12 protein-coding genes are annotated in these 22,675 nt (G+C 71.7%); 9 read left to right on the top strand and 3 right to left on the bottom strand.

Going from position 1 to position 22,675, the window contains the following annotated elements:
• Nucleotides 1-216: 216 nt before the first annotated feature.
• Complete coding sequence (locus ACZ7M2_RS27690; protein WP_471597573.1) at nucleotides 217-5,793, top strand: hypothetical protein; 5,577 nt, start codon at nucleotides 217-219, stop codon at nucleotides 5,791-5,793.
• Between the two features lie 12 nt (nucleotides 5,794-5,805).
• On the opposite strand, the gene ACZ7M2_RS27685 is transcribed toward ACZ7M2_RS27690, so the two are convergent.
• Nucleotides 5,806-8,640: an AAA family ATPase gene (locus ACZ7M2_RS27685; protein ID WP_471597572.1), complete on the bottom strand. Its 2,835-nt coding sequence runs from the start codon at nucleotides 8,638-8,640 to the stop codon at nucleotides 5,806-5,808.
• A 189-nt stretch (nucleotides 8,641-8,829) separates the two neighbouring features.
• On the opposite strand from ACZ7M2_RS27685, the gene ACZ7M2_RS27680 reads away from it, so the two are divergent.
• From ACZ7M2_RS27680 to ACZ7M2_RS27670, 3 genes are all read left to right on the top strand, one after another.
• The gene (locus ACZ7M2_RS27680) at nucleotides 8,830-9,492 is read left to right on the top strand and encodes a helix-turn-helix transcriptional regulator (protein WP_352047168.1); all 663 of its coding nucleotides are present in this window, start codon (nucleotides 8,830-8,832) and stop codon (nucleotides 9,490-9,492) included.
• A gap of 133 nt (nucleotides 9,493-9,625) precedes the next feature.
• On the top strand, nucleotides 9,626-10,345 hold the full coding sequence (locus ACZ7M2_RS27675) for a Pvc16 family protein (RefSeq protein ID WP_471597571.1): 720 nt from the start codon (nucleotides 9,626-9,628) through the stop codon (nucleotides 10,343-10,345).
• Nucleotides 10,342-12,438, top strand: a complete 2,097-nt coding sequence (locus tag ACZ7M2_RS27670) for an ATP-binding protein (protein WP_471597570.1) — start codon at nucleotides 10,342-10,344, stop codon at nucleotides 12,436-12,438. Before ACZ7M2_RS27675 ends, ACZ7M2_RS27670 begins: the two co-directional genes overlap by 4 nt.
• Before the next feature lie 76 nt (nucleotides 12,439-12,514).
• On the opposite strand, the gene ACZ7M2_RS27665 is transcribed toward ACZ7M2_RS27670, so the two are convergent.
• Nucleotides 12,515-13,954: a hydrolase gene (locus ACZ7M2_RS27665; RefSeq protein ID WP_471597569.1), complete on the bottom strand. Its 1,440-nt coding sequence runs from the start codon at nucleotides 13,952-13,954 to the stop codon at nucleotides 12,515-12,517.
• Between the two features lie 92 nt (nucleotides 13,955-14,046).
• The gene (locus ACZ7M2_RS27660) at nucleotides 14,047-15,471 is read right to left on the bottom strand and encodes an RICIN domain-containing protein (protein ID WP_471597568.1); all 1,425 of its coding nucleotides are present in this window, start codon (nucleotides 15,469-15,471) and stop codon (nucleotides 14,047-14,049) included.
• 352 nt (nucleotides 15,472-15,823) lie between these two features.
• Between ACZ7M2_RS27660 and ACZ7M2_RS27655 the strand changes: the two genes are divergently transcribed.
• From ACZ7M2_RS27655 to ACZ7M2_RS27635, 5 genes are all read left to right on the top strand, one after another.
• The gene (locus tag ACZ7M2_RS27655; protein ID WP_471597567.1) at nucleotides 15,824-17,257 is read left to right on the top strand and encodes an eCIS core domain-containing protein; all 1,434 of its coding nucleotides are present in this window, start codon (nucleotides 15,824-15,826) and stop codon (nucleotides 17,255-17,257) included.
• A gap of 205 nt (nucleotides 17,258-17,462) precedes the next feature.
• Nucleotides 17,463-19,043 (top strand): phage tail sheath subtilisin-like domain-containing protein, encoded by a 1,581-nt coding sequence (locus tag ACZ7M2_RS27650; RefSeq protein WP_352047173.1) that lies wholly within the window; start codon nucleotides 17,463-17,465, stop codon nucleotides 19,041-19,043.
• A gap of 65 nt (nucleotides 19,044-19,108) precedes the next feature.
• On the top strand, nucleotides 19,109-19,552 hold the full coding sequence (locus ACZ7M2_RS27645) for a phage tail protein (RefSeq protein ID WP_054230236.1): 444 nt from the start codon (nucleotides 19,109-19,111) through the stop codon (nucleotides 19,550-19,552).
• Entirely contained in the window at nucleotides 19,552-20,022 is a 471-nt protein-coding gene (locus ACZ7M2_RS27640) for a hypothetical protein (RefSeq protein ID WP_471597566.1), read from the top strand. The genes ACZ7M2_RS27645 and ACZ7M2_RS27640 overlap by 1 nt, the downstream gene beginning before the upstream one ends.
• Complete coding sequence (locus tag ACZ7M2_RS27635) at nucleotides 20,019-20,177, top strand: DUF6760 family protein (RefSeq protein WP_095856654.1); 159 nt, start codon at nucleotides 20,019-20,021, stop codon at nucleotides 20,175-20,177. The genes ACZ7M2_RS27640 and ACZ7M2_RS27635 overlap by 4 nt, the downstream gene beginning before the upstream one ends.
• Nucleotides 20,178-22,675 lie beyond the last annotated feature (2,498 nt).

Raw genomic sequence — 22,675 nt, 5'->3', positions numbered from 1 at the left:
ACGGCGGCAATGCCATTCAACGGTGTTCGAAGTGAGCGCACGGCCGCGGAAGATGGAGCGCTGGTGTACTGCCGTGGTCCCTTCGGTGGTCGGCGGACGTCCATATGCCCGAGTCCATGATCTTGCTCCCTGTGAGGCCCGCGCAGTGGTTACGCTCCCCAGCGGACGGATCCGATGGGGGCGGGACGGCGGCCCTCATGACGGGAATGGCTCACTGTGCGTAGGCAGCGGCAGGCATCGGGCGGGAACGGCAGGACCGGGGACCACCGCTGGGGAGCCGTCGGCCGGGACACGGCCCCGGCCGCCAGGAACGGCGCGGAGGTCACGGCGCCGCACCCGGCGCTGCCGACGACCGGCCCGGGGATGACTCCCCAGGCGCTGCTGGCCCTGCAGCGGGACGCGGGCAACGCGGCGACCGCGCGCGCACTGCGTGGACGGCTCCCGGCCGCCGAGGGCGTGGCGGCGGCCACACGTGCGCCGAGGCCCGCCCCTGCCGTACTGCCCACTCTTGAGGAACTGCCCGAGAGCAGTGCCGCCACCCGGCTGCCCGCGGTGCTTCCCGCGGTCGAAGAGGCGGCGGAGGAGTCCGAGGAAGGCTCGGAGAACGCCCGGCCGCGCGCCGCCACCACGACGCGCCCCCGTCGGACGGGCCCGCGTCGGACGGCCCCCCGGCAGACCGGCAGCGGGGCCGGCTCCTCCCATCCGCCGCTCGGACTGCCGCCGTACCTGCGGGAGTTACGGGCGGCGGGGCTCTCCACGGCGTACGGGCTCACCGGGCACGAGTTCGTGTCCACCGCCCTCGGGACGGTCGTCGGACGGTCCGACGGGGCGGTGGCCGAGATAGGCGAGGAGCTGGCCGGGCGGCCGGAGACGTTCTACGGCCAGGGCCGCTCCTTCGCCGTCGAGGGCCCGGAGGGCAAGGGCTGGTACGACGTCACCGTCACCATCTCCCGGGACGGCACCGACCTGCCCGAGACCTTCGTCTCCCCCGAGGCCGTGAAGGCTCAGGCCGCGGCCGTGCAACAGGCCAAGGCCATGGCCGCGTTGCTGGCCGAGTCGGAGGCCGCCATGGGCAAGGGGAAGGGCAAGGCGCGAGCCGACGATCGCGACGGCGACACCGGCACCGGCACCGGCACCGGCACCGAGGTCGCCCCCCGGCAGGCCGCCCAGGACGCGCGGATGGCCGAGGGCGCCAACGTCAAGGTGGACACCCAGCACAACACCTCGGGCGTGGTGAGCCACTCCTCGGGCGGTTCGTCCAGCAAGGGTGTCAACTTCATGGCGTTCGGGCTGGCGCCGGTCGTCCCGGGCGTCTGGCTCGGCGGGGCGGTCATGGCCAACGCGCAGCCGTTCCAGTCCTCCACCGACTCCCGTGTGCAGAAGACCATGTCCGAACCGCGGGTGCTGCGCAGCGACAAGGGGTCCGTCGAGATGCGGCGCCAGGTGCGCTACGGCGTACGGGTCAAGCCCCAGGACGAGGGGCGGGGCGGCCGGGCGCAGACGTTCAGCGGCGCCGGGTCCCTCATGATGCGGGTGCCCACCGAACACCTGGTGCCGGTCACCGCCGAGGCACCCGCGCGGCCGCGCCCCCTCAGCGCGGGGACCGCCCGGAGCGTACGGCTCGCGGACTCGCTGGCCCCGGTCGCCCTGGACGACGCCGCGGCCCCCCATCCGGGCGGCGGTGGCCTGTTCGACACGGTCCGCTCCGTGCTGCACCCCTCCCTGACCTCCCGCGGTGCGCCCGGGCGGGCCCGGCTCCACGACGCCACCTCCGCCACGACCGTCCTGGAGGACCTGCCCCGGCTGCTGGGCGGCTGGGTGATCGGGGAGGATCTCGTCTCCAAGGACGGCAGTGCCACGGGTACCTACCGGATGCGCGCCGACCTCACCGCCCTGTCGCCCGCCTGGACGACCGGCAAGACCCAACTGCGCACGCACCAGCAGGCACAGCACTCGGTGTCCCACACGGCCGCCAAGGGCCGAGGGGGGACCTTCGGCGCGGGCCCGGCAGCGGGGTTCGGCGTGCTGGGCAACGCCGCCGCGGTGCGCGCGACGGTCATGCCCACGGCCGGCGCGCGCAAAGCGCGGTTCACGGTGGCCGAACAGACGGTGTCGAGCCGTCAGGGCGCCGAGGTCAGAGGCGACAAGGTGCTCTACCTCGGCAAGGTGCGGTTCAGCGTCGAGGGCACCGGACCGCTCTCCCCCGCCATGAAGGTGCGCTCCGGCACTCGCACGGCCCAGCACTCGATGGATGTGTGGGTCAGTCTGCGCGCCGACGAGGCCCGTTCGCTGGGCCTCGAACTGCCCGAAGGCGTCACGGCGGGCCCCATGATCAGGGAGCCGGGAACGGACGCGGACGGGAAGAAGCTCGACCGGCGGCCGGAGGATGACTCACGGGACGGCGCCGGGTCGTCGGCCGGTCCGGCCAACGAGCGCCATCTGCCGTTCGGGGCCATGGGGTCGAGCGTGGCGATCAGCCAGCTGGACATCGCTCCCCTGCTCTCCGGCATCGAGCGGCTCTTCGCCACCGATCAGCGACTCGCGGGCTATCTTCCCGCGTTCGGAGCGGGGGCGGGGACCCAGGTGAGCCGCGAGGAGGGCGAGGTGCAGCGGCGCAACTACCGCGAGCTGATCACCGTACTCTCGGAGACCAACCTGCGGGTCAACAAGGACCAGTTGCTCTCCTCCGGGATCCGGGTCCGGATGCGGCGCAAGAGCCGGTGGCACGCGCACGACGTGCAGATCAAGGTCGTCGGCGCCCTGCGCGAGACGGGCTACCAGGGGGAGACGAAGGACTGGTTGGTGCGCAGCCACAGCGGCGTCACCAGCAACTCGCAGAGCGGGCGGTCCAGTTCACGGTCGATCGGCGGACTGGCGCTCGGCCAGTTCCGGCTGATCCCTGGTGCGCTGTCCGCCACGGTGCGCGGCGAGCGGACCCGGCAGAGCACCCGGCGCAACCAGGCGGGTCCGGCGACACGCTCCGACGTGCTCACCAACGGCGGTGAGAACACCAGCGCGTTCGGTGGCGCCCTGCGCCTGGACGTGGACGTCACCATGACGACACGGGAGCGGACCGCCACACGTGCCCTCACCCCGGGCATGCCGGGGCGGGACGCACCCGACGCCGTGCACATCGCCTCGACCGCGGACACCGAGGCGCTCGACCTGGCCGAGCAGGACGTACGGCTGCTCACCCCGACCGCGTTCACCCTGGACACCGCCGGGAAGGACCGGCTGACGGCCAGGACCCGCAGGCGCACCGCCGGACTGGCGCCGCCGCAGCGGCAGTTCAACGCGTCGGGCATCGGCGATCTGTCGACCATGGCGCCGCGCTCGATCGCGGGCCGGGCGGTCCGGGACTGGACGCTGGTGGAGACCGTCGGAGGCGGCGGACCGGTCCGGGATCTGGCCTTCGAGCTCCTGTCGCGGGCCGCGAGCCGCAACCGGGAACTGCGGGAGGACCTCGCGCTGCAGACGGAGGGCCTCGCGCCGCGGCTGGCGATCGAGGAACGCTTCAGCCCGCAGGCCATCACCTCGGCGCTGCGCCAGGCGGTGTCCTCCGGGTGGGTGGTGAAGAACCTGCAGTACCCCCGTAGGCTCCACGCGCTGAACGGCGCGATCGGTACCCGGTTCGCCCTCACCAACCCGGAGGTGGTGGCCGAGGGCACCGGGGCGGGTACCGAGACATTCCTGCTCGGCGGCCATCAGATGACCGGGCAGGAGGGCAGCGGTACCTCCACGACCGTGCAGGGCGGCGCCCTCGGATCGGAGAACGGCGCCGGCTGGCGGCTGGGCGAGGGCGTGTCGGCCGGGCGGAGCCTGGGCCGGAGCGCGGCGACGGCGACGACGTTGAGCGGCACCGTCGAACGCAACGCCCACACTCCGCGCACCCGGCCCCTCTACCTGGTCCACTGCGATCTGGTGGTCCGCATGGTCAGCGAGGTCAAGGTCACGGGAGGCGGCCCGTACATCGCGAAGGGCGAACGGACGCTGCCCGCCGCGGCCGCCGTCTGGCTCACCCAGGAACAGTTGGCGGCGGCGGGCCTGCGCGTTCCCGGGGCCGCCGGGCAGACGTCCTCGCAGGAGGAGTCCGCACGCCTGGGCACGGAATCCAAGGGCCCGGAATCCAAGGGCAAAGAGTCCAAGGGCAAAGAGTCCAAGGGCAAGGGGAAGGCCACCCAGGAGCAGACCGAGACGTCCCGGAGCGGGGAGTCGTCGAGCACGACCGCCCCGGCGGCGCCCGCCCTCGCCCAGGAGCTGCCGCTCGGCTTCGGCATGATCGAGGAACTGCCCGACTTCGTTCCCCTGCTCGAGCGGCTGCGCGCCGACGTCGGGCGGCGTGACCGGTCGCTCGCCGACGAACTGCTGCCGAAGCAGCAACTGGCCGATCCGCACGACAACATGCAGCGGCTGCTGCGCGTCCTGGACCGGGACGGTTCGGCCGGACTGCTCTCCGGGGCCATGGACGGCGGGGTGCCCGTCGAACTCTTCCGCGGCCGCAACACACCGTACTGGGCCGTGTTCCGCGTACGCCGCACCCGGCAGGGCACGTCTGAGGGCGAGGCGAAGGACGGCCGCGACATGGAGTACATCACCTCGGCCGCCACGCAGCGGGCGGACACCCGCGAGAAGAGCGACACGCGGACCGTCGAGGGGGTCGTGGCCGGTGCGGGCAAGCCGGAGGGCGGCGGTGGTCCGCTCAAGAGCGTCGGCGGCTCCGGCGGGCTCGGCGTCGGCATCAGCGATGTCACGAAGTCGGCCACCGTGGGGCGGGGTCAGCTCGGCATGAAGACCGTCGCCGAGGCCTCCGCCCGTTCCGTCAGAATGCGGGTGCCGATCGAGGCGACCCTCGAACTGCACTCGTCCCGTGGGCGGGTGGGCCTCGCCACCCTCGGCGGACAGTCCCTGGTCCACCGCATTCTGGTCAAGGACCTCGAGGCACTGTCCCGGCTGCGGCCGGTGCCGCGCGCGGAGGCGGGACAGGCGTTCCTGCGGCAGGACGACGCCGAAGCGAGCCGGCTGGGGCCCTGGCACGGCCGCGGGGTGAGCCTGCCGATGGAGGCGCAGGTCAACGGGTTCCGCGGCGCCCCCGAGATCCGCCGGGTGATCGACGACGCGGTACGGGCCGCGCACGGCGGGGAGCGCTACCGCAGGACGGGCGACGCGGCGGCGTACGCGCAGCGCGAGGCGGTGTCCACCGAGTGGCTGATCTCCGCCCTGCCACTGCTCACCGCGGCGGGGGTCGACCTGCCCGTCGTGCACGCCTCCGGGGCGCAGGGCCAGGATCTGCGGACCTCGCTGCACGCCCGGCTGCGCTCCGGCCGGGTGCTGGGCGTCGGCGACAAGATGACCTTCGAGACGGTGGCGCAGAGCGCCCTGGACGCGCCCCGGCCCACGGGTACGGACCACCAGCAGGCGGTGGAGCACAACAAGTCGGTACGCGGCCTGGGCGGCGCCGGTGTGCTCAACGCGGACGAGTTCCGGATGAACCAGCTCCTCGGCAACGTCGACCAGGTCGGCGGCGCCACCGACACCTCGGCCCACGGGTCCGGCTCGATGCCTCTGCACAAGCCCAAGTCCGAGGCGACGCTGGTGCAGTTCACCCTGGACGTGCGGGTGGTGGCCCGGGTGAGCAACCGGGGCCGCTCCGGCGCCCCCTCCGTCGCCGTACGGGACTTCACCGTCCCCACTCCGGTGGTCGTGCGGATCCCGGCGCCCGTGGCCCGCCGTATGCTCCAGGACCCGTCCAACCACACCAAGCTCCACGACCCGGACGGCCGCCTCACGTCCTGATGCGGGGGCGTGTCAGCCGCCCGGCTCCTCCAGCGGCTCCGCCGGATCCGCCGGCCGCTCGCCGATCACGGCGGTGAGCTCCGTCCTGCGGCGGATGCCCAGCTTGCGGTAGGCACTGGTCAGATGGGTCTCGACGGTGCGTCGGGCCAGGTGCAGGAGTTCGGCTATCTCGGCGTTCGTGCGCCCGTCGGCTGCGAGGGCGGCGATCCGGCGTTCACTGCCGGTCAGCGCCTCCCATCCGGTGAGCGCGGTCGCCGAGCCGCGGGAGCGGCCTTCAGGGAGAACCTCCTCGGCCAGCGCCCGCATCCGTACCGCGCCCAGCCGTTCGGCGTGCTCGGCCGCCTCGCGCAGCGCGTCGCGGGCCCGGCTCCGGTCCCCCGCCGCGACGAGCTGACGTCCCTGTGCGATCAGGGCGGGGATCAGCTCGGTCCGCGCGGAGGCGTCCCGCAGGATGCGCACGGCACGTTCGGCGAGTTCCAGACCGCGACGGCCTCCGGTCGCGGTGGCGAGCCCGCGCAGCGCCCGGCCCACCAGCCGGGGGGTGTCCCACACCTGGGCGAGCCGCAGTTCTTCGCGGGCCAGCGCGAGGGCCTCCTGCGGACGGCCCAGCGCGCTGCGGCACTCGGCCGCCGCGGTCCGCCAGGGGGTGACCACGGGGCTCACCACGTCCCGTGCCGTCTGCCGGCGGCCGCATTCCAGGAAGTCGTCCAGCGCGCCGGCGTGATCCCCCTGCGCGGACCGCAACACGCCCCGCGCGTAGAGGAATCGGTTGAGTTCCCAGGAGTCGTGCGCGTCGCCCAGGGCGAAGCTGTCCGCGAGACGGGCCGCCTCTTCGGTGCGGCCCGTCTCGACCAGGGCGATCACGGCGTGTCCGTGCGCGTTGGCCGGGTAGGGCCGGCGACCGGTGGCTTCGGTGACCTGCCAGGCCGCCGGTTCGGCGAGCAGATCGGCGTACTGTCCACGCGTCGCGGCGATGTCCGCCCGTACGTTGAGCAGCGCCAGGTGCATGGGGTGCAACAGGGACGGGCTCTGCCGGTCCAGTCCCCGGCGTACCAGCCCCTCGGCCTCCGCCAGTTCGTCGGCCCATTGCGCGACGGCGGCGGCCGTACCCAGCAGGAAGGGTTCGGCGAGCGCGTCGACCGGTTCGTCCAACAGGGCGTGCATCCGTTTCATGGCCGTGGCGGCGGGGATCAGTCCGGCCGTCGCGTCGTAGCGGACCAGAAGGGCCTGACCCGCCGTTCCGACCAGGTCCGGGGACCGCTCGGCGGCACCGTGCAGCCAGCGGTACGCCTCCTGACGGATGCCCTGGTCATGGTCCGACAGCAGCGCCGAGGCGGTCTGCAGCAGCCGTGTCAGGTCCGGATGGCCGGTCAGTTGCTCGTCCAGGTCGCGCAGGATGTCCATCGCGGCGCGTGCCTTGCCGCGCCGGGCCAGTACGGTGCCCAGGGCCACGGCCGCCCGTACCCGGTCGTGCGGCATGCCCGGCAGCCGGGTCGCCTCGGTCAGCCGGGGTATCCCGGCCGAGGAGCGGGCGGCGGCGAACTCCAGGGAGCCCAGCTCGGTGAGGACCATGGTCCGGCGGGCGGGTGTCAGCGGTTCGTCCAGCGCACGACGCAGATACGACACGGCGTCGTCGGGTCTGTCGTCCCGTACCGCCACGGACGCGGCGTCCTGCAGCGCCACGGTGGCCCAGGCCGCGCCCACGGCCTGGGTCCGCAGCAGTTGTCCGGCCACCGCTTCGGCGCGGTCGCCACGGCCCAGCATCACTTCGGCCGCCGTACGGTGGGCCGCCTGCCGCCGGACGGTGGGCCAGCCGCTGAGCACCGCGTCCCGCAGCAGCGGGTGGGCGAAGCGCGGCCGTCCGTCGGGATCGGGCCGCAGCAGGCCGAGGCGGGTCATGGCGGTCAGCCAGCCGGGTACCCGGGCGGGGTCCGCACCGGCCGTCTCGGCGAGCAGTCCGGTGAACTCCTCCGCGTGGCCCTCCTCCCACACGTCCGCATCGAGCGCCGCGAGAGCGCGGGCCACCCTCGCCGTCGCCTCTCCGGCGCTGTCCAGCCACCAGGAGACGGCGGCCGGATAGGCACCCGGGTAGAGGGCGGCACAGGTGTCGGGCACGCTCCTCGGGGGCGCGCCGTCCGGTTCCTGTGCGCGGAGGTCCTCGAGCAGGGCGCGCAGCAGCAGGGGGCTGCCCGCGCCGGCCCGGACGCAGTCGTCCACCCAGGCGGGCGTGGCGGCGCCGACCTCCGAACGGACCAGCTGCGCCGCCGCGTTCGCGCTCAGCGGGGCGAGCGTGTGGGTGCGCACCAGGGTGGGCGAGAGCGCGTGCGCCAGACCGGCGGACGGCGGGTCGATGTCGTACTGGCTGCGCTCGGTCGCCACCAGGAGGACGGGCAGTGCGTCGATCCGCCGGGCGACGTCGACGAGCCAGCGGCGGGAGGGTTCGTCGGCGCAGTGGACGTCGTCCACGGCCAGCAGCAGTGGGGCGTCGGCGGCGTGGGAGCGCAGCCGCCGCCACAGGTGTTCGGCGTATGACCAGTGCTGCGGATTGTCGTCGAATATGTCCGGAAACAGCTTGGTTCCGGTGTCGAATTCGCCGCCCGATGACAGAAGTTGGAGGACCGCCGAGAACTCCCCGGCCTCGCCGTCGGGCGAGCAGCGGATCCGCAGCACCCGCATGCCGCGGGCCGCCGCCCGCTCGGTGACGGCCTCCAGGAGGGCGGTGCGCCCCGTGCCGGTGGCCCCTTTGAGCAGCACCAGACGGCCGGACCCGGCGCAGGCACGGTCCGCCTCGGCGGCCACCAGCTCGAGTGCCTCCCGTCGTTCACGCAGCGCCTCGGTCTCGCCCATCGATGTCTCCTGTCGGGGACGTTTCATGATCCATCTCGTGGTACGTCTCGTGGTCCTCCACGATTGCGCGAGGCACGCCAAGCACAGAAGTCTGGGACCAGCCCTTCGGCCACTGGCGACACAGGGGCTACCAGCACGTGGATTTGGGAGAAGCGGTTGCGCAGTTCATTACGGACCACTGACGCAGGCGTGTCACAGCGGCCCGCCGACACCGGCGCGGTGGATTCCGGAAACCGCATACCGGTGGTGGTCCAGGCACCCGACCCGATATCCCGGGCCGGGGTGCGCAGCCAGTTGGCGCAGCACCCGGTGATCGACCTCCTCGACAGCGCGGAGGCCGGGCCCGGCACCGTGGCCGTCCTGGTCAACGAGGGACCTGACGAGGCCACGCTGTCCCGGCTGCGCCGACTCGTACGCAGCGACGGGGCGCGTGCCGTGCTGGTGGTGAACGCGATCCGCGAGGCCGAGCTGCTCGACGTCATCGAGTGCGGTGTCGGGGCCATCGTCTGGCGCCACGAGGCCAGTGCGCACCGGTTGGTGCAGGCCGTGCTCGCGGCCGCGCGGGGCGACGGGGATCTGCCGGCGGATCTGCTGGGACGCCTCATCACTCAGGTGGGATCGCTCCAGCGCACCGCTTCCGGCCAGACCGGAGTTCCGCTCTCCGGCCTGGTGCCGCGCGAGATCGATGTGCTGAGGCTCGTCGCCGAGGGACTGGACACCGGGGAGATAGCGAGCAAGCTCTCCTACTCCGAACGTACCGTCAAGAACGTGATGCACGGGCTCACCACCCGGCTCCATCTGCGCAATCGCGCCCACGCCGTGGCCTATGCGCTCAGGGAAGGCTACATCTGAGGCGGACGTTCGTTCGCACGGGGCCTGTCGAGCGGGTCACCGGGCGGATCACAGCAGACGGGTACACAGCGGGTACTCAGCCGGCCCACGGCTGGTACGCGGCAGGACATGACGGCACGGCGGGAGCACGACGGTGATTCACGAGGTGGACGAGGTCCTCAAGGGGCTGCTCAGGAGCGGTGCGCTGGCCGGTTCCGGTGTCGAGGTCGCCTTCGACGCGCCGAGCCGCGAGTGGGCCGCCCGCCGCAACGCGCCCGCCATCAACGCCTACTTGTACGACATCCGCGAGGACGTGCGGCGCCGTGAGCGCGGCGCCATGGCCGTGCGGGACGAACGCGGGATCGTGCTCCGCCGCCGCCAGCCGCCGCGCTGGTTCAGGCTGTCGTATCTCGTGACGGCCTGGACCAAGCAGCCGCAGGACGAACACCGCCTGCTGTCCGCGGTGTTGGCGACGCTGCTCCCCCACGAGATCCTGCCCCCGCACGCACTGCCCGACGCGCTGGCCGCACTGGGCCTTTCCGTGCCGCTCTCGGTGGCGAATCTGCACACCGAGTCCCGGTCCCTCGCGGAGATCTGGTCCGCGCTCGGCGGTGAGCTGAAGCCGTCACTGGATCTGGTGGTGACCGCGCCGTTCCCGTCGTTCCCGGAGTACGACGCCGGGCCGCCGGTCACGGAGGGCGCCGGTGTGCGCGTACGCGGGATGGACGGAACCCTGGAGGACTCGCCCGAACGGCGGCACCGGGCACGGCACTTGGCGTCCACGACCGCGGCCGACACGGCAGCGGGTACGGAGCTCCCGGCCGGGGACCGCCCGGCCGCGGAGGATCGAAACGGAGAGAAGCGAGCGAAGTGACCCCGCACGTCCCGGCGTCGGCCGCCACCGACACCTCGTCGTCCACCGACGACACTTCACCCGCCACCGCCTTCGAGGGATCGGCCGACGCGCTCCTGGTCCGGGTGTCCCGGCTCCGCGAGCAGGTGGCGCTGTTGGTCGAACACCGCAGCGCGACCGATCCGACCGCGACCGATCCGCTGCGCGGCCTGTATCTGTCCGAGGACGCGGTACGGCATCTGCTGGAGCCGGCCGGTGAGAACCCCGCCCCCGAGAGCTGGGTCTCCGAGCGGGGCGACCGGCTGGATCTGCTGGCCGGGCGGCTCGGGCTGACCGAGCTGGACGTCCGGATCCTGCTCATCGCGCTGGCCCCGGACCTCGACCGCACCTTCGAGCCGCTCTACGGCTACCTCAACGACGACGTCAGCCGCCGACGGGCCACCACCGGGCTCGCGCTCGACCTGTGCGGACTTCCGGCACACCGTGCCGAGGCACGGGCCCGGTTCCATCCCTCGGCTCCGCTGGTCGCGCTGGGCCTGATCGTCGTCGAGGAACCCGAACGCCCGTTTCTGAGCCGGTCGTTGCGCGTACCCGACCGGCTGATCGCGCACCTGCTGGGCGACGAGACCCTGGACGCCGCACTGACCGGCCATGTCCACCGGCTCCGGGCGCCGGTGCGGGGCGAGCAGTACGACGAGGTCTTCCTGCGCAGGCTCACCGGCCGGCTGGCGGCCGCCCCGCTCACCGTCTATCTGCGCGAGCACCGGGCGGGAGACGGTCTCGCCTGTGCCGCGGGCGCGCTGCGTGACGCTTCGGGGCAGGAGGCGCTCCACTTCGCTCCGGACAGGACCGCCGGGCAGGAGCCGATCGCCGAACTGCTGCGTGAGGCCCGGCTGCGTGACTGCGCGATCGTCGTGTCGCCGCTGCCGGAGGACCCCGCCCCGCTGATGCGGGCGCTGGCGGTGGACGACGTGTCCGTGCTGTTCACCGATCCGCGTCCGTACGACCCGCACTGGTGCGACCACCGCGATCCGCTCGTCCTGGACGCGCCCCGGCTGCGCTCCGGAGCCGTGGACGCGTGGGCGGTGGCGCTCGGCACCGGGGGCGACACCGAGACTTCCGCTCATGTCGCACCCGTACCGGAACCCGCCCCCGGCTTCGACCTCGCCCCGGTGGTCGCGCCGTACCGGCTCGGCGGCGACCGCATCCTGCGCGCCGCCCGTGCCGCGCAGCGCCTCGCCGTGTTCGAAGGTACCGCGCTGACCCCCGCTCATCTGCGGCTGGCCGCCCGGCAGCAGTCCGCCTCCGGGCTGGAGCGGCACGCCCGGCGGATCCGTCCGGACGTCGGCTGGGAGGATCTCGTCCTGCCCGACAAACCGCTGGTGCAACTGCACGAGCTGGCGTTGCGCGCCCGCCACCGTGACCAGGTGCTCGGCGACTGGCGGCTGAGCGCGGGCGGCGGGCGGGGCCGGGGCGTCCTCGGCCTCTTCGCGGGTGATTCCGGCACCGGCAAGACCCTGTCCGCGGAGGTCGTCGCCGCCGAACTCGGCCTCGACCTCTACGTCGTGCAGCTCTCCTCGATCGTCGACAAGTACGTCGGCGAGACGGAGAAGAACCTGGAACGCATCTTCACCGAGGCGGACCGCACCGACGCCGTGCTCCTCTTCGACGAGGCGGACTCCGTGTTCGGCAAGCGGTCCGAGGTCAAGGACTCCCACGACAGGTACGCCAACATGGAGAGCTCCTATCTGCTCCAGCGGCTGGAGTCCTTCGACGGCATCGCGCTGCTCACGACCAATCTGCGCGCCAACATCGACGAGGCGTTCACCCGCCGTCTCGACCTCGTGATCGACTTCCCTTTCCCGGACGCCGACCAGCGGCTGGCCCTGTGGCAGCACGCCCTGACCCATGTGCCGTGCGCCGAGGACTCCGATCCGCGGGCCGTCGCCCGGGACTTCGAGCTGGCCGGTGGTTCGATCCGCAGCGCCGTGGTCACGGCCGCCTACGGCGCCGCCGGCCGCGGTGCGCCGGTCGACACGGCCGACCTCCTGGAGGGTGCGCGCCGCGAGTACCGCAAGGCGGGCCGGCTGGTGCCGGGCGAGGGTACGTGGTAGCAGCTGCTCGCGCGCACGACCCTGCCCGGCCGACGACTGTCGGCCGGGCAGGGTCGCTTCACACGGTGAACTTGCTTCACACGGTGAACTTGACGGCCTCGAGCCAGAGCAGGTTGCTCAGGGTCCCGCCGAAGATGTAGTTGTCCCCGCCGGGTTCGTCGCACCCCAGGCCGTGCCAGCCCTCGTTGTGGACGTGCGCGGTCTGGCAGACGACGCTCTTGCTCTCGCCGACGTTCATGGCGAAGCCCAGCATGTACGGGTCGTCCTTCTTGGTGCTGCCGATGTAGAGATCGGCGCCGTCGACCACGCCCTTCCACGGCCCGTTGTAGTGCCCCTTGCCATCGGTCGACTGGGGGTAGTAGACGAAGGCGGTGGCGGCCGTGCCGTCGGTGTCGGACGTGGCGAGGTTGACGGACTTGATCGGGCGGTTCTCTCCCACCGTGCCGGCCACGGCGCCGTCGCACACCGGTTTGGTCCAGCCCTTGTCCGTCAGATAGACCCGGTAGCAGATGTGCCGTCCGGGGTCCTGCGCGGCCAGTTGCGTGACGGCGGTCGCCGCCGTGTCCTCCTGCGGTGCGGCCGACTCCTTCGGCTTGGTCTCGGACGAACCTCCGCCGCCCCCGCCGGAACCGCTCGCGGCCTGTGTCTCGGGCGCGGAGGGCACGACCGGGGCCTCGGCGCTGGGCGAGGAAGGCGCGGGTGGCGCGGCGGAGGTCGAGGGGCTGGGCGGCAGCGTGCTGATGCCGGCTTCCTGGAGCTTCTCCGTGGCGGACGTGTGCACTTGGGGCTTGTACGCGATCCACAGCATCACGAACGTGATCGCGAGCGCCATGAACACACCCAAGAACGTGGCGAGCCAACGCGGCAGGAACCCGCGCTGCACATACGTACCCTCCACCGGCTGCGGCCCCGTACCCGAACGCTGAATCGCCAGCGTGTACGGCCGCTGCTCCTTCGACCCGAACCAGATGATCTGCCGCGGCTTCAACGTCGCCTTCACGAACGCCGCCCGACCCGGCTCGATCTGCACATTGCTCGGATGAATGTCGTACGACAGATGATCGCCGTTGTCACTGCCACTGACCGACGCCGTCAGCCTCGTATTGCCCAGATTGTCGACCGCCAGCTTCGGCCGCCCCCGAAAACGCCCCTTCACCGTCGGCGGCACCAACTCCGCCCGCACCTCCGTGAACGGCGTGATCGTCAGATTCCCCTCAGGAACCGTCGTCGCCTCCGGATGCTCCGTAGGCGTGATCCGCACCGCAAACGGATTCGGACCCGCCACCGCGTCCGGAGAACGAGGTGGCGCAAACGTCAACTCCACCGTCCCCGTCGTCCCCGGATAAAGCCGCAGCGTCTGCGGCTCCACCACCGTCCACGGCGCCACATCACCCACCGGCTCGAACCGGTACTCATCCACCACATCACCGGTATTACGCAACCGCAACCGCACCTTGGCGCTGCCACCGGGATCCACAGTGCTGGAGGCAGGCTCCAGCGAAGTCCAAAGGCTCACTCGACGACGCTATGGCCGGGGCGTCGCTCCCGTCAGCAAGCGTCGGGGCACGACGGCTGCCCAAAGAGCTGCGGCACACTGCCCTTTGTGGGTCAGGACGGGTGGACGATGTCCCACTCCTGGTCGTCGGTTTTGCTGCAGTAGTAGATCGTGAGCGGGGTGTCGTCGCCGCCGGTGCTGAAGCCGGCGACATCCAGGCACAGGTGGTTGCTGGAGTAGTTGCGGATCCAGTAGTGGCCGTCGTCCTGCTTGTCGAGCCACCACAGCTGGTTGTCTGCGGTCGTGCCGTCACAGTAGAACTCGGACACCTTGGTCTGCGCGGGCTTGGCGCCATAGTCCGGCAGGTCCATGCACAACTGGTCCTTGACGTTGCGGATCTGGAAGAGGTCCGACTTCTCGGGACCGCTGCCCTTCACGCGCACTTCGAGGTTCCAAAGCTGGTTGTCATGGGTGGTGCCGTCGCAGGTGAACTCCCTGACCGGGCCGTTCACCGAACCCTTGTCGTAGCCCGGGATGTCGGCACACTTCTTGGTCGTGGGGTTCCTGAGCACGATGTTGCTCGCGGGCAGCGGCCCGGTCGCCGTCTTCTGCGTCGCCTTGGGACTGGCCACCGCTCCGCCACCGCCCCCTCCACCACCGTTCTCGGGCGTCTGCTGTGGCTGGGACGGAGCCGCCGGGACGTCCGCCGGCGCGGAACTCGGCGCCTGCGACAAGGACGGGGTGGGTGCCGGGAGCGTGCTGATGCCGGCTTCCTGGAGCTTCTCCGTGGCGGACGTGTGCACTTGGGGCTTGTACGCGATCCACAGCATCACGAACGTGATCGCGAGCGCCATGAACACACCCAAGAACGTGGCGAGCCAACGCGGCAGGAACCCGCGCTGCACATACGTACCCTCCACCGGCTGCGGCCCCGTACCCGAACGCTGAATCGCCAGCGTGTACGGCCGCTGCTCCTTCGACCCGAACCAGATGATCTGCCGCGGCTTCAACGTCGCCTTCACGAACGCCGCCCGACCCGGCTCGATCTGCACATTGCTCGGATGAATGTCGTACGACAGATGATCGCCGTTGTCACTGCCACTGACCGACGCCGTCAGCCTCGTATTGCCCAGATTGTCGACCGCCAGCTTCGGCCGCCCCCGAAAACGCCCCTTCACCGTCGGCGGCACCAACTCCGCCCGCACCTCCGTGAACGGCGTGATCGTCAGATTCCCCTCAGGAACCGTCGTCGCCTCCGGATGCTCCGTAGGCGTGATCCGCACCGCAAACGGATTCGGACCCGCCACCGCGTCCGGAGAACGAGGTGGCGCAAACGTCAACTCCACCGTCCCCGTCGTCCCCGGATAAAGCCGCAGCGTCTGCGGCTCCACCACCGTCCACGGCGCCACATCACCCACCGGCTCGAACCGGTACTCATCCACCACATCACCGGTATTACGCAACCGCAACCGCACCTTGGCGCTGCCACCGGGATCCACAGTGCTGGAGGCAGGCTCCAGCGAAGTCCAAAGGCTCACTCGACGACGCTATGAGGACGACCGGCTCCGGTCAGGAGACCAGAGGGCAGAATCGCTGCCCGGAAGTCCCCTGCCATGGCACCCGGGCGGAGCGCCAGAGGCCACGCGGACCACTCCGTGGCCCCTTCGGGCACGGGGTCTGCTCCCGAACAGGTCCCCCGTGACCTTGCGGGCCGGGCGGAGGACGCTCGCATCATTCTTCTGGTGAGTTGTGTGACCGTGCGCTCGGCGGACCACACGCGGACGGCCGAGGAGGCAGATGGTGCAGGAACGCCAGACAGACCAGCAGCAGGCCCGAAAAGGTGGGCCTGCCGATCGGGCGGCTGCACGGCGGACGGACGGGGCCGCGAGCGTGGGCCCGGGACCTGGACCCGCCCTGCTCCCCGGGGGCGGATTCTCCCCGTCGGCCGTGACCGCGCTCCAGCGCACCGCGGGCAACGCGGCGGTCGCCGGACTGCTGGCCCGGGAGGCTCACGAACATGGCCCGGCGTGCGGGCACTCCGCACCGGTGCAGCGTTCGGCGGTCCATGACGTCCTGCGCAGCACGGGAAGCCCACTCGAGACCGGGGTCCGCACAGAGATGGAGGCCCGTCTCGGCGCCGACTTCTCCGACGTACGCCTGCACACGGACACCGTGGCGCAGCGTTCCGCGGCCGAGATCGGCGCCCATGCGTACACCTCCGGCAGCCATGTGGTCATCGGCCCCGGCGGCGCCGACAAGCACACGCTCGCTCATGAACTGACGCATGTGGTCCAGCAGCGGCAGGGCCCCGTGGCGGGTACCGACAACGGCAACGGGCTGCACATGTCCGACCCCGGGGACAGCTTCGAGCAGGCGGCCGAGGCCAATGCGAAACGCGTCATGTCCGGGCCGGTCCCACTGGAGAACCCGCCGGTGTCCGCCGGTGCGGTCGAGGCGCCTGCGGTGCAGCGCGCCGCGCTGCCGATCCAGCGGGCCCGCATGGCCAGCGGGAAGATCGCGTTCACCAACGTGGCCAACAAATACCCGGCGTACTTCGCCAAGGCCCAGCGCGTTCTTCAGTTGCTGTCGGAGCACAAGCTCATCCAGGACTACCTCCGCGGCCGCCCGTGCGACATCGTCCTGGAGAAGCGGATCGCGGACACTCCGGCCGAGGTCAAGGACAACGGGGACGAGGGTGTAAAGGTCATTCTCGCCGCGTACTACTTCGAGAACTACGACATCGGTTACATCGTCGGAATGCTGTCCCACGAGTTCGGCATCCATCCTCTCGCGGAGGCAAAGCCTCAACTCCTCGACGAAGAGCAGCATTTGAAGGGGATGCCCTTCCCCGTGCCTGGTCTCGAGGAACAGCCCAAGTTCATGAACTCGGCCGAGGCGAAGCAGGCCGACCACGTGCTCGGCGTGATCCCCCAGGGCCCCCGCTACGGGGTCTACAAGGCGGTCACCACGGAAATGGCGGAACGTCTCCTCCAGGACGTGAAGGACCAGGTGGACGGCGCCAGGCAACAGGACGTGACCGACCTTCTGGACTGCTTCCTGATGGATGTCGCCTCCATCGCGGCGACGAATGACGACCGGCTCCTCGGAGCGCCCGCGAAGAGCGGATCGGAGGCGGTCCGCGATGACATCGCGAAGGTCTACAACCGCTACCGGGCGCTGCTGTCGGCCGACTTCCCCGAAGACTCGCCGATCAAGCCGCTCTTCCCTCCGGAGAAAACACCGGAGGCCGTCAAGCAGGACTTCCTGACGCTCCTCGCGAGAATCACGAAGGGCGCCGCGTGGGCGTGGAGCATCAGTAACTAGTACGGCGGAGTGCGACCAGTACGACAGAGGTGTGCGTGCCGGTCCTCGCGTTGCCGGCGCCCCTCCGCCCCCACAATCCCTCTCCTGGATTGCCCCTGGGGGCAACACAGCTGCCCCTGACCCGGCACCCCAGGACGTTTCGGGGGACGCGCTTCGCGCGTGAGGGTGAGTGACGTCCCATCTCGTACCCCGAGGAGAGCAGAGCATGCCGTCCTACCTGTCGCCGGGCGTCTACGTCGAGGAGGTGGCCAGCGGCTCGCGTCCGATCGAGGGCGTGGGCACCTCGGTGGCGGCCTTCGTCGGTCTTGCCCCGATCGGCCCCCTGCACGAGCCGACACTGGTGACCAACTGGACGCAGTACGTGGCGGCCTTCGGTGAGTTCACCGACGGGTACTACCTCGCGCACTCCGTCTACGGTTTCTTCAACAACGGCGGCAGTGCCGCCTATGTCGTCCGGGTCGGCGGAACGCCCGGCGGCGCATCGGGCGACTCCGCGGCCCCCGCCGCGGTGACCGGCTCCGGCGCGCAGGCCGCGCTGCCGCCGGGCGAGCCGAAGCAGCTCGGCACGTTCTCGGTGAGCGCCGTCGCGGGCGGCTCGCTGAGCGTCGAGGTCGCCGACCCCGAGGGCGAGGGCCCGGCCGAGCGGTTCAAGCTGATCGTCAAGGACGGCGACAAGGTCGCCGAGACCTTCGACGTGACCGCCAAGAAGGGCGGTCGCAACTACGTGGTCACCCAGGTGAAGGAGCGCTCGAAGCTCATCGCCGTGCAGGAGGCCGCGCCCGCCGCCCAGCTGGCCCGCCCCGACAACCAGACGGTGGCGCTCGCCGCCCCGTCCGCTTCCTCCCCCGCCGTCCCGGCCACCACGGACGGCGGCCACCCCGGCCCCGCCCAGTACCTCGGCGACTCCGCCGACCGCACCGGCTTCGGTGGCCTGGAGGCCGTGGACGAGGTCTCGATGGTCGCCGTCCCCGACCTGATGGCCGCCTACCAGCGCGGCGCCATCGACCTGGAGGCCGTCAAGGCCGTCCAGCTCGGTCTGATCGCGCACTGCGAGCTGATGGGCGACCGGGTCGCCGTCATCGACCCGCCGCCGGGCCTCAACGCCCGTCAGATCCGGGTGTGGCGCCAGGAGACGGCCGGCTACGACTCCAAGTACGCCGCCCTCTACTACCCCTGGGTCAAGGCCTTCGACCCGGCCACCGGCCAGTCCCGGCTGATCCCGCCGAGCGGCCACGTCGCCGGCATCTGGGCCCGCAACGACTCCGAGCGCGGTGTGCACAAGGCGCCCGCCAACGAGGTCGTACGAGGAGCGGTGGACCTGGAGCTCCAGATCACCCGCGGCGAGCAGGACCTGCTCAACCCCATCGGCGTCAACTGCATCCGCGCCTTCCCCGGCCGCGGCATCCGCGTCTGGGGCGCCCGCACCATGTCCTCCGACCCGGCCTGGCGCTACCTCAACATCCGCCGGTACTTCAACTACCTGGAGGAGTCGATCCTGATCGGCACCCAGTGGGTGGTGTTCGAGCCGAACGACCACGCCCTGTGGGCCCGGATCCGGCGCAATGTCTCCGCCTTCCTGGTCAATGAGTGGCGCAACGGCGCCCTCTTCGGCTCGCGGCCCGAGGAGGCGTACTACGTCAAGTGTGACGAGGAGACCAACCCGCCGGAGTCGGTCGACCTCGGCCGCGTCATCTGCGAGATCGGCATCGCGCCGGTCAAGCCCGCCGAGTTCGTGATCTTCCGGCTGGCCCAGTTCTCCAGCGGCAGCGGTGAGTTGGAGGAGTAGTACCGCCCTCTCGGCCACCAGCTCCGCCCCGTACGCCCAAGAAACCCTAGAAGGACAGAGAACAGATGAGTCTCCAGCCGGGTGACGCCCTTACTTCACACAATTTCGGCCTCCAGATCGACGGCGTGATGGTCGAGTACCTCGCGGAGGTCAGCGGCCTCAGCATCGAGCAGGACGTCATCGAGTACCAGCAGGTCTCCTCTCAGGGCATCCCTGTCACGAAGAAGCTGCCGGGTGTGAAGAAGGCCGGCACCTGCACGGTCGTCCGCGGTATGACGCAGTCGGCGGCCTTCAACCAGTGGATCACCGAGTCCGTCGCCGGTCAGATGAGCACCGCCCGTAAGAACGCCACCATCATGGTGATGGACTACATGAACAACCCGGTCAAGCGGTACAACATGCGCAACGCCTGGTGCAGCAAGATCGACACCAGCACCGTGAAGGCCGGCGAGGCGTCCGCGCTCACCGAGACCGTGACGATCACCTTCGAAGAACTGGTCATCGAGTAATGCGCCGTACGGCTCCCAGGGCGGCGGCCACGGTCGTCGCCGAACCGGAGCCGGAGCAGACCGCTGCTCCGGCTCCGGCCCCGGCCGCAGCCGCGCAACCGCTGCGCACCGAGTTCGAGTTCGAGCTGCCGCGCGGGTACGTGGACGACTCCGGCACCGTGCACCGGCACGGCGTGATGCGGCTCGCCACCGCTCGCGACGAGCTGGTCCCCCTGCGGGACATGCGGGTGCAGGAGAACCCGGCGTACCTGTCGGTCGTGCTGCTCGGCCGGGTCATCACCCGGCTGGGCACGCTTCCGCTGGTGCACGACGGGGTGGTGGAGAACATGTTCGCCTCGGACCTGGCCTTCCTGCAGGACTTCTACCGTCAGGTCAACGCGGAGGGCCACACCCGTGCCGCCGTGACCTGCCCGCACTGCGAGGAGCCGTTCGAGGTCGAACTCGGCGGGAGCCGCCTGGGGGAATCGTGACGTACGCGACCGACCGCATCCAGGAGGAGATCGCGTACATCGCCTATCACTTCCACTGGAGCCTGGAGACCATCCTGGATCTCGAACACCGCGACCGGCGCGGCTACACGGAACAGATCGCGGCACTCGTCAACCGCGGCGCCGGAGAAGGGTGACACGGCGTGGGGCTTTTTGATCGGCTGCGGGGCGGCGGGGGCGGCGGACCCGAGCGGGGATCCGGCAGCGGTTCCGGCGCCGTGTCCGCTTCCGGACCGGCGGGCGCATCGGCTCCGGCCGGCGGTACGGATGCCGGGGTGAGCGATACGTCCACGGCGGGCGGTGCGGGGCGGGGAGCCGGTGCGCGTGTGGTCCGGCCTGCCGCCTGGCCCGCGCTGCCGCCGATCCAGCGGGCCACGGACCGGCCGGGCTCCGTCGCCGACGCCGGGTTCGGCGGTCGGCTGACGACCTGGCAGAACCCCTCCTTCACCGGCACGCTGTCGCACGCCGTCCTCGACGGCGCGCCCGGCGGACTGGTCAAGGGCGTGCTCGCCGCCCCGGTGGGACCTGCCTCCGGGCTCGAACTACCCTCCCTCTCCCTGCCGGTGGCCTCGCCCGTGGACTCGGGCGAGGAGACCGGAGCGCTGCCCGTGCAGCGCATGAATTCCCCGGTGGCGGCCCTCGGGCCGGCCGGCCCACGGGTGACGCCCGCCGCTCCCCGGGCCACACGCCCGACTTCACTGACCAAGGCACCGGCCAGGCCCGCGGTACAGCGGCGGGCTCTGCCGGCGATGAAGCCGTCCGCGCCATTGCCGTCCGCACCATTGCCGTCCGCGCCTTTGCCGTCCGTACCGCAGCCGCCGTCGACGCCCGCCGTCACCGTCCCGGCTACCGGTGGCGACGGTGGCAGTGGCAGAACGTCGGTCGGTTCTGCCACTTCGGTAAGTGCTCCCCGGGCTTCGGCTCCCGCCGCCGTGCCCCCGGGTTCCGGGACACCGGCCGCCTCCGCCGGCCCCGTCGCGCCTCCCGTCTCCGTGTCGCGATCGCGCGACGGTTCTGCCGCCGGGTCCGATCTTCCGGTCCAGCGGAGTACGTCGGGCGGTTCCGGCGTTACGGGGCCGGGGGCGCCGTCCGTTGGGGGCGGGCCGTCGGCCGGGACGTCCGTACCGGTGTCCCCCCCTGCGGCAGCACCGACGGCCTCGGCGGCACCGACCTCTCCAGGGACTCCGGTGACCCCGGGCGGCAGCCCGACTGCGAGTGCCCCGCGTCGACGCTCGGGGCTGGGCGCGCCCTTGTCCGCCCCGCCTTCGAACGCGGCGCCGGTACGACGTCCGGTGCAGCGTGCGGCGGGAACCCCAACGGGACGACCGGCCGCACACAGCGGTGCGACGACTCCCCCGGCTCCCTCCGCGACGACGTCGCCCAGGACGTCGTCCCCAGAGCCAGGGATGCCACCTTCGGGATCCGAGGGCCTGCCTGTTCAGCGTGCGGTATCGACCCCGGCTCCGGCTCCGGCAGGTTCCGCCGCGTCAGGGGCGGCCATGGTGGGCAGCCCTGTCGTACAGCGGGCCGTCGTGGCAGAACCTCGAGCTCAGGAACCTACGAGTGCGGTGGAGGGCACGGCGCAGAGCCCGGCGGGCAGTGGGCCCGTCGCCCCCCGGCAGGACGGTGGCGCGGAGCAGGTCGCTCCCACCTCTCCGCCGTCGCCGCGTCCACCGGTGCGCCCGCTCGCTCCCTCACGCGCACTGACCTCGCGGCTGCCCTCCACGCCTCCTGCCGCCGCCGTGCAGCGCCGTACCACTCCCGTGGCCGTACCGCTGCGGCGCGCCACAACAGCCGACAACAGCCGGAGCGGGTCCCGTTCCGGCGTCTCCGGCGGTGGCTCCGCGAGTGCCCCGTCGGCGGGGCGCGCCGACGGGCCCGGGTCGGCAGGAGCAGCCGGCCCGGCAGGGGGCACGTCCATCGCCCCCGGTGGGGCCGTAGCCGGAACGGCCCCGACCCCGACCCCGGGCTCGGCACCGGCACCGGCACCGGCCGTACAGCGTTCCTCGGCAGCCGGGGCCCGTTCCGGACCTGGCGGCAGTCTGGTACCCCGTCCGATACGCCGATCGCCTGAGGCACGGGGAACGGCACCTTCGTCGACCAGGGCGCCTGGGCTGCCCGGTGGCACCGGTGGGACCGGTGGCATGGTGCAGCGGGCGGTGTCGCAACCGTCGGTCGGCGGGCCCGTCGCAGGTACCCACGGCGGTCCGGCGGCGCGAGGCCCCGAGGTTCCCGGCGCCGGTGCTCCCGTCCTCCGGCGCCTTGCCACCGTTCCCCTTGCTCAACCCGGCACCGTTGGGAGCGGCCCATCGGCGCGACGTGGTTCGGCCTCCGCAGGCCCTGCAAACCCGTCGGCGCCGAGCTCACCGACGGCAACTGTCCCTGCAATACAGCGCGTTGCCTCCTCGGCACCCTCGACGCCTTCGACGCCGCTGCCCGGTGCGAGTGCGTCACGGGCAACACCCACCAGTGCCGCGGGGCCGCTCGCACCTCGCGCATCTGTGCCGAATCCGGCTCCAGCTCCAGCTCCAGAGCGTTCCGGCATCGCCCGTACGAATGTGGCCGGGGCCGCCGTGCCTCCCATGCCCCCTGTGCAGCGCTCGGCAGTTCGGCAGCCCGAGACCTCGGCACCCGC

The sequence above is a fragment of the Streptomyces sp. NPDC111507 genome (genome assembly GCF_055638955.1).
Note: the sequence above shows the minus strand (reverse complement) of the source record. Positions and strands in the feature narration are given on the sequence as shown.

Coding starts and splice junctions, on each gene's coding strand:
- ACZ7M2_RS27650 (WP_352047173.1), top strand. CDS start 17,463: ATGCCGTCCTACCTGTCGCCGGGCGTCTACGTCGAGGAGGTGGCCAGC.
- ACZ7M2_RS27685 (WP_471597572.1), bottom strand. CDS start 8,640: ATGGGCGAGACCGAGGCGCTGCGTGAACGACGGGAGGCACTCGAGCTG.
- ACZ7M2_RS27640 (WP_471597566.1), top strand. CDS start 19,552: ATGCGCCGTACGGCTCCCAGGGCGGCGGCCACGGTCGTCGCCGAACCG.
- ACZ7M2_RS27645 (WP_054230236.1), top strand. CDS start 19,109: ATGAGTCTCCAGCCGGGTGACGCCCTTACTTCACACAATTTCGGCCTC.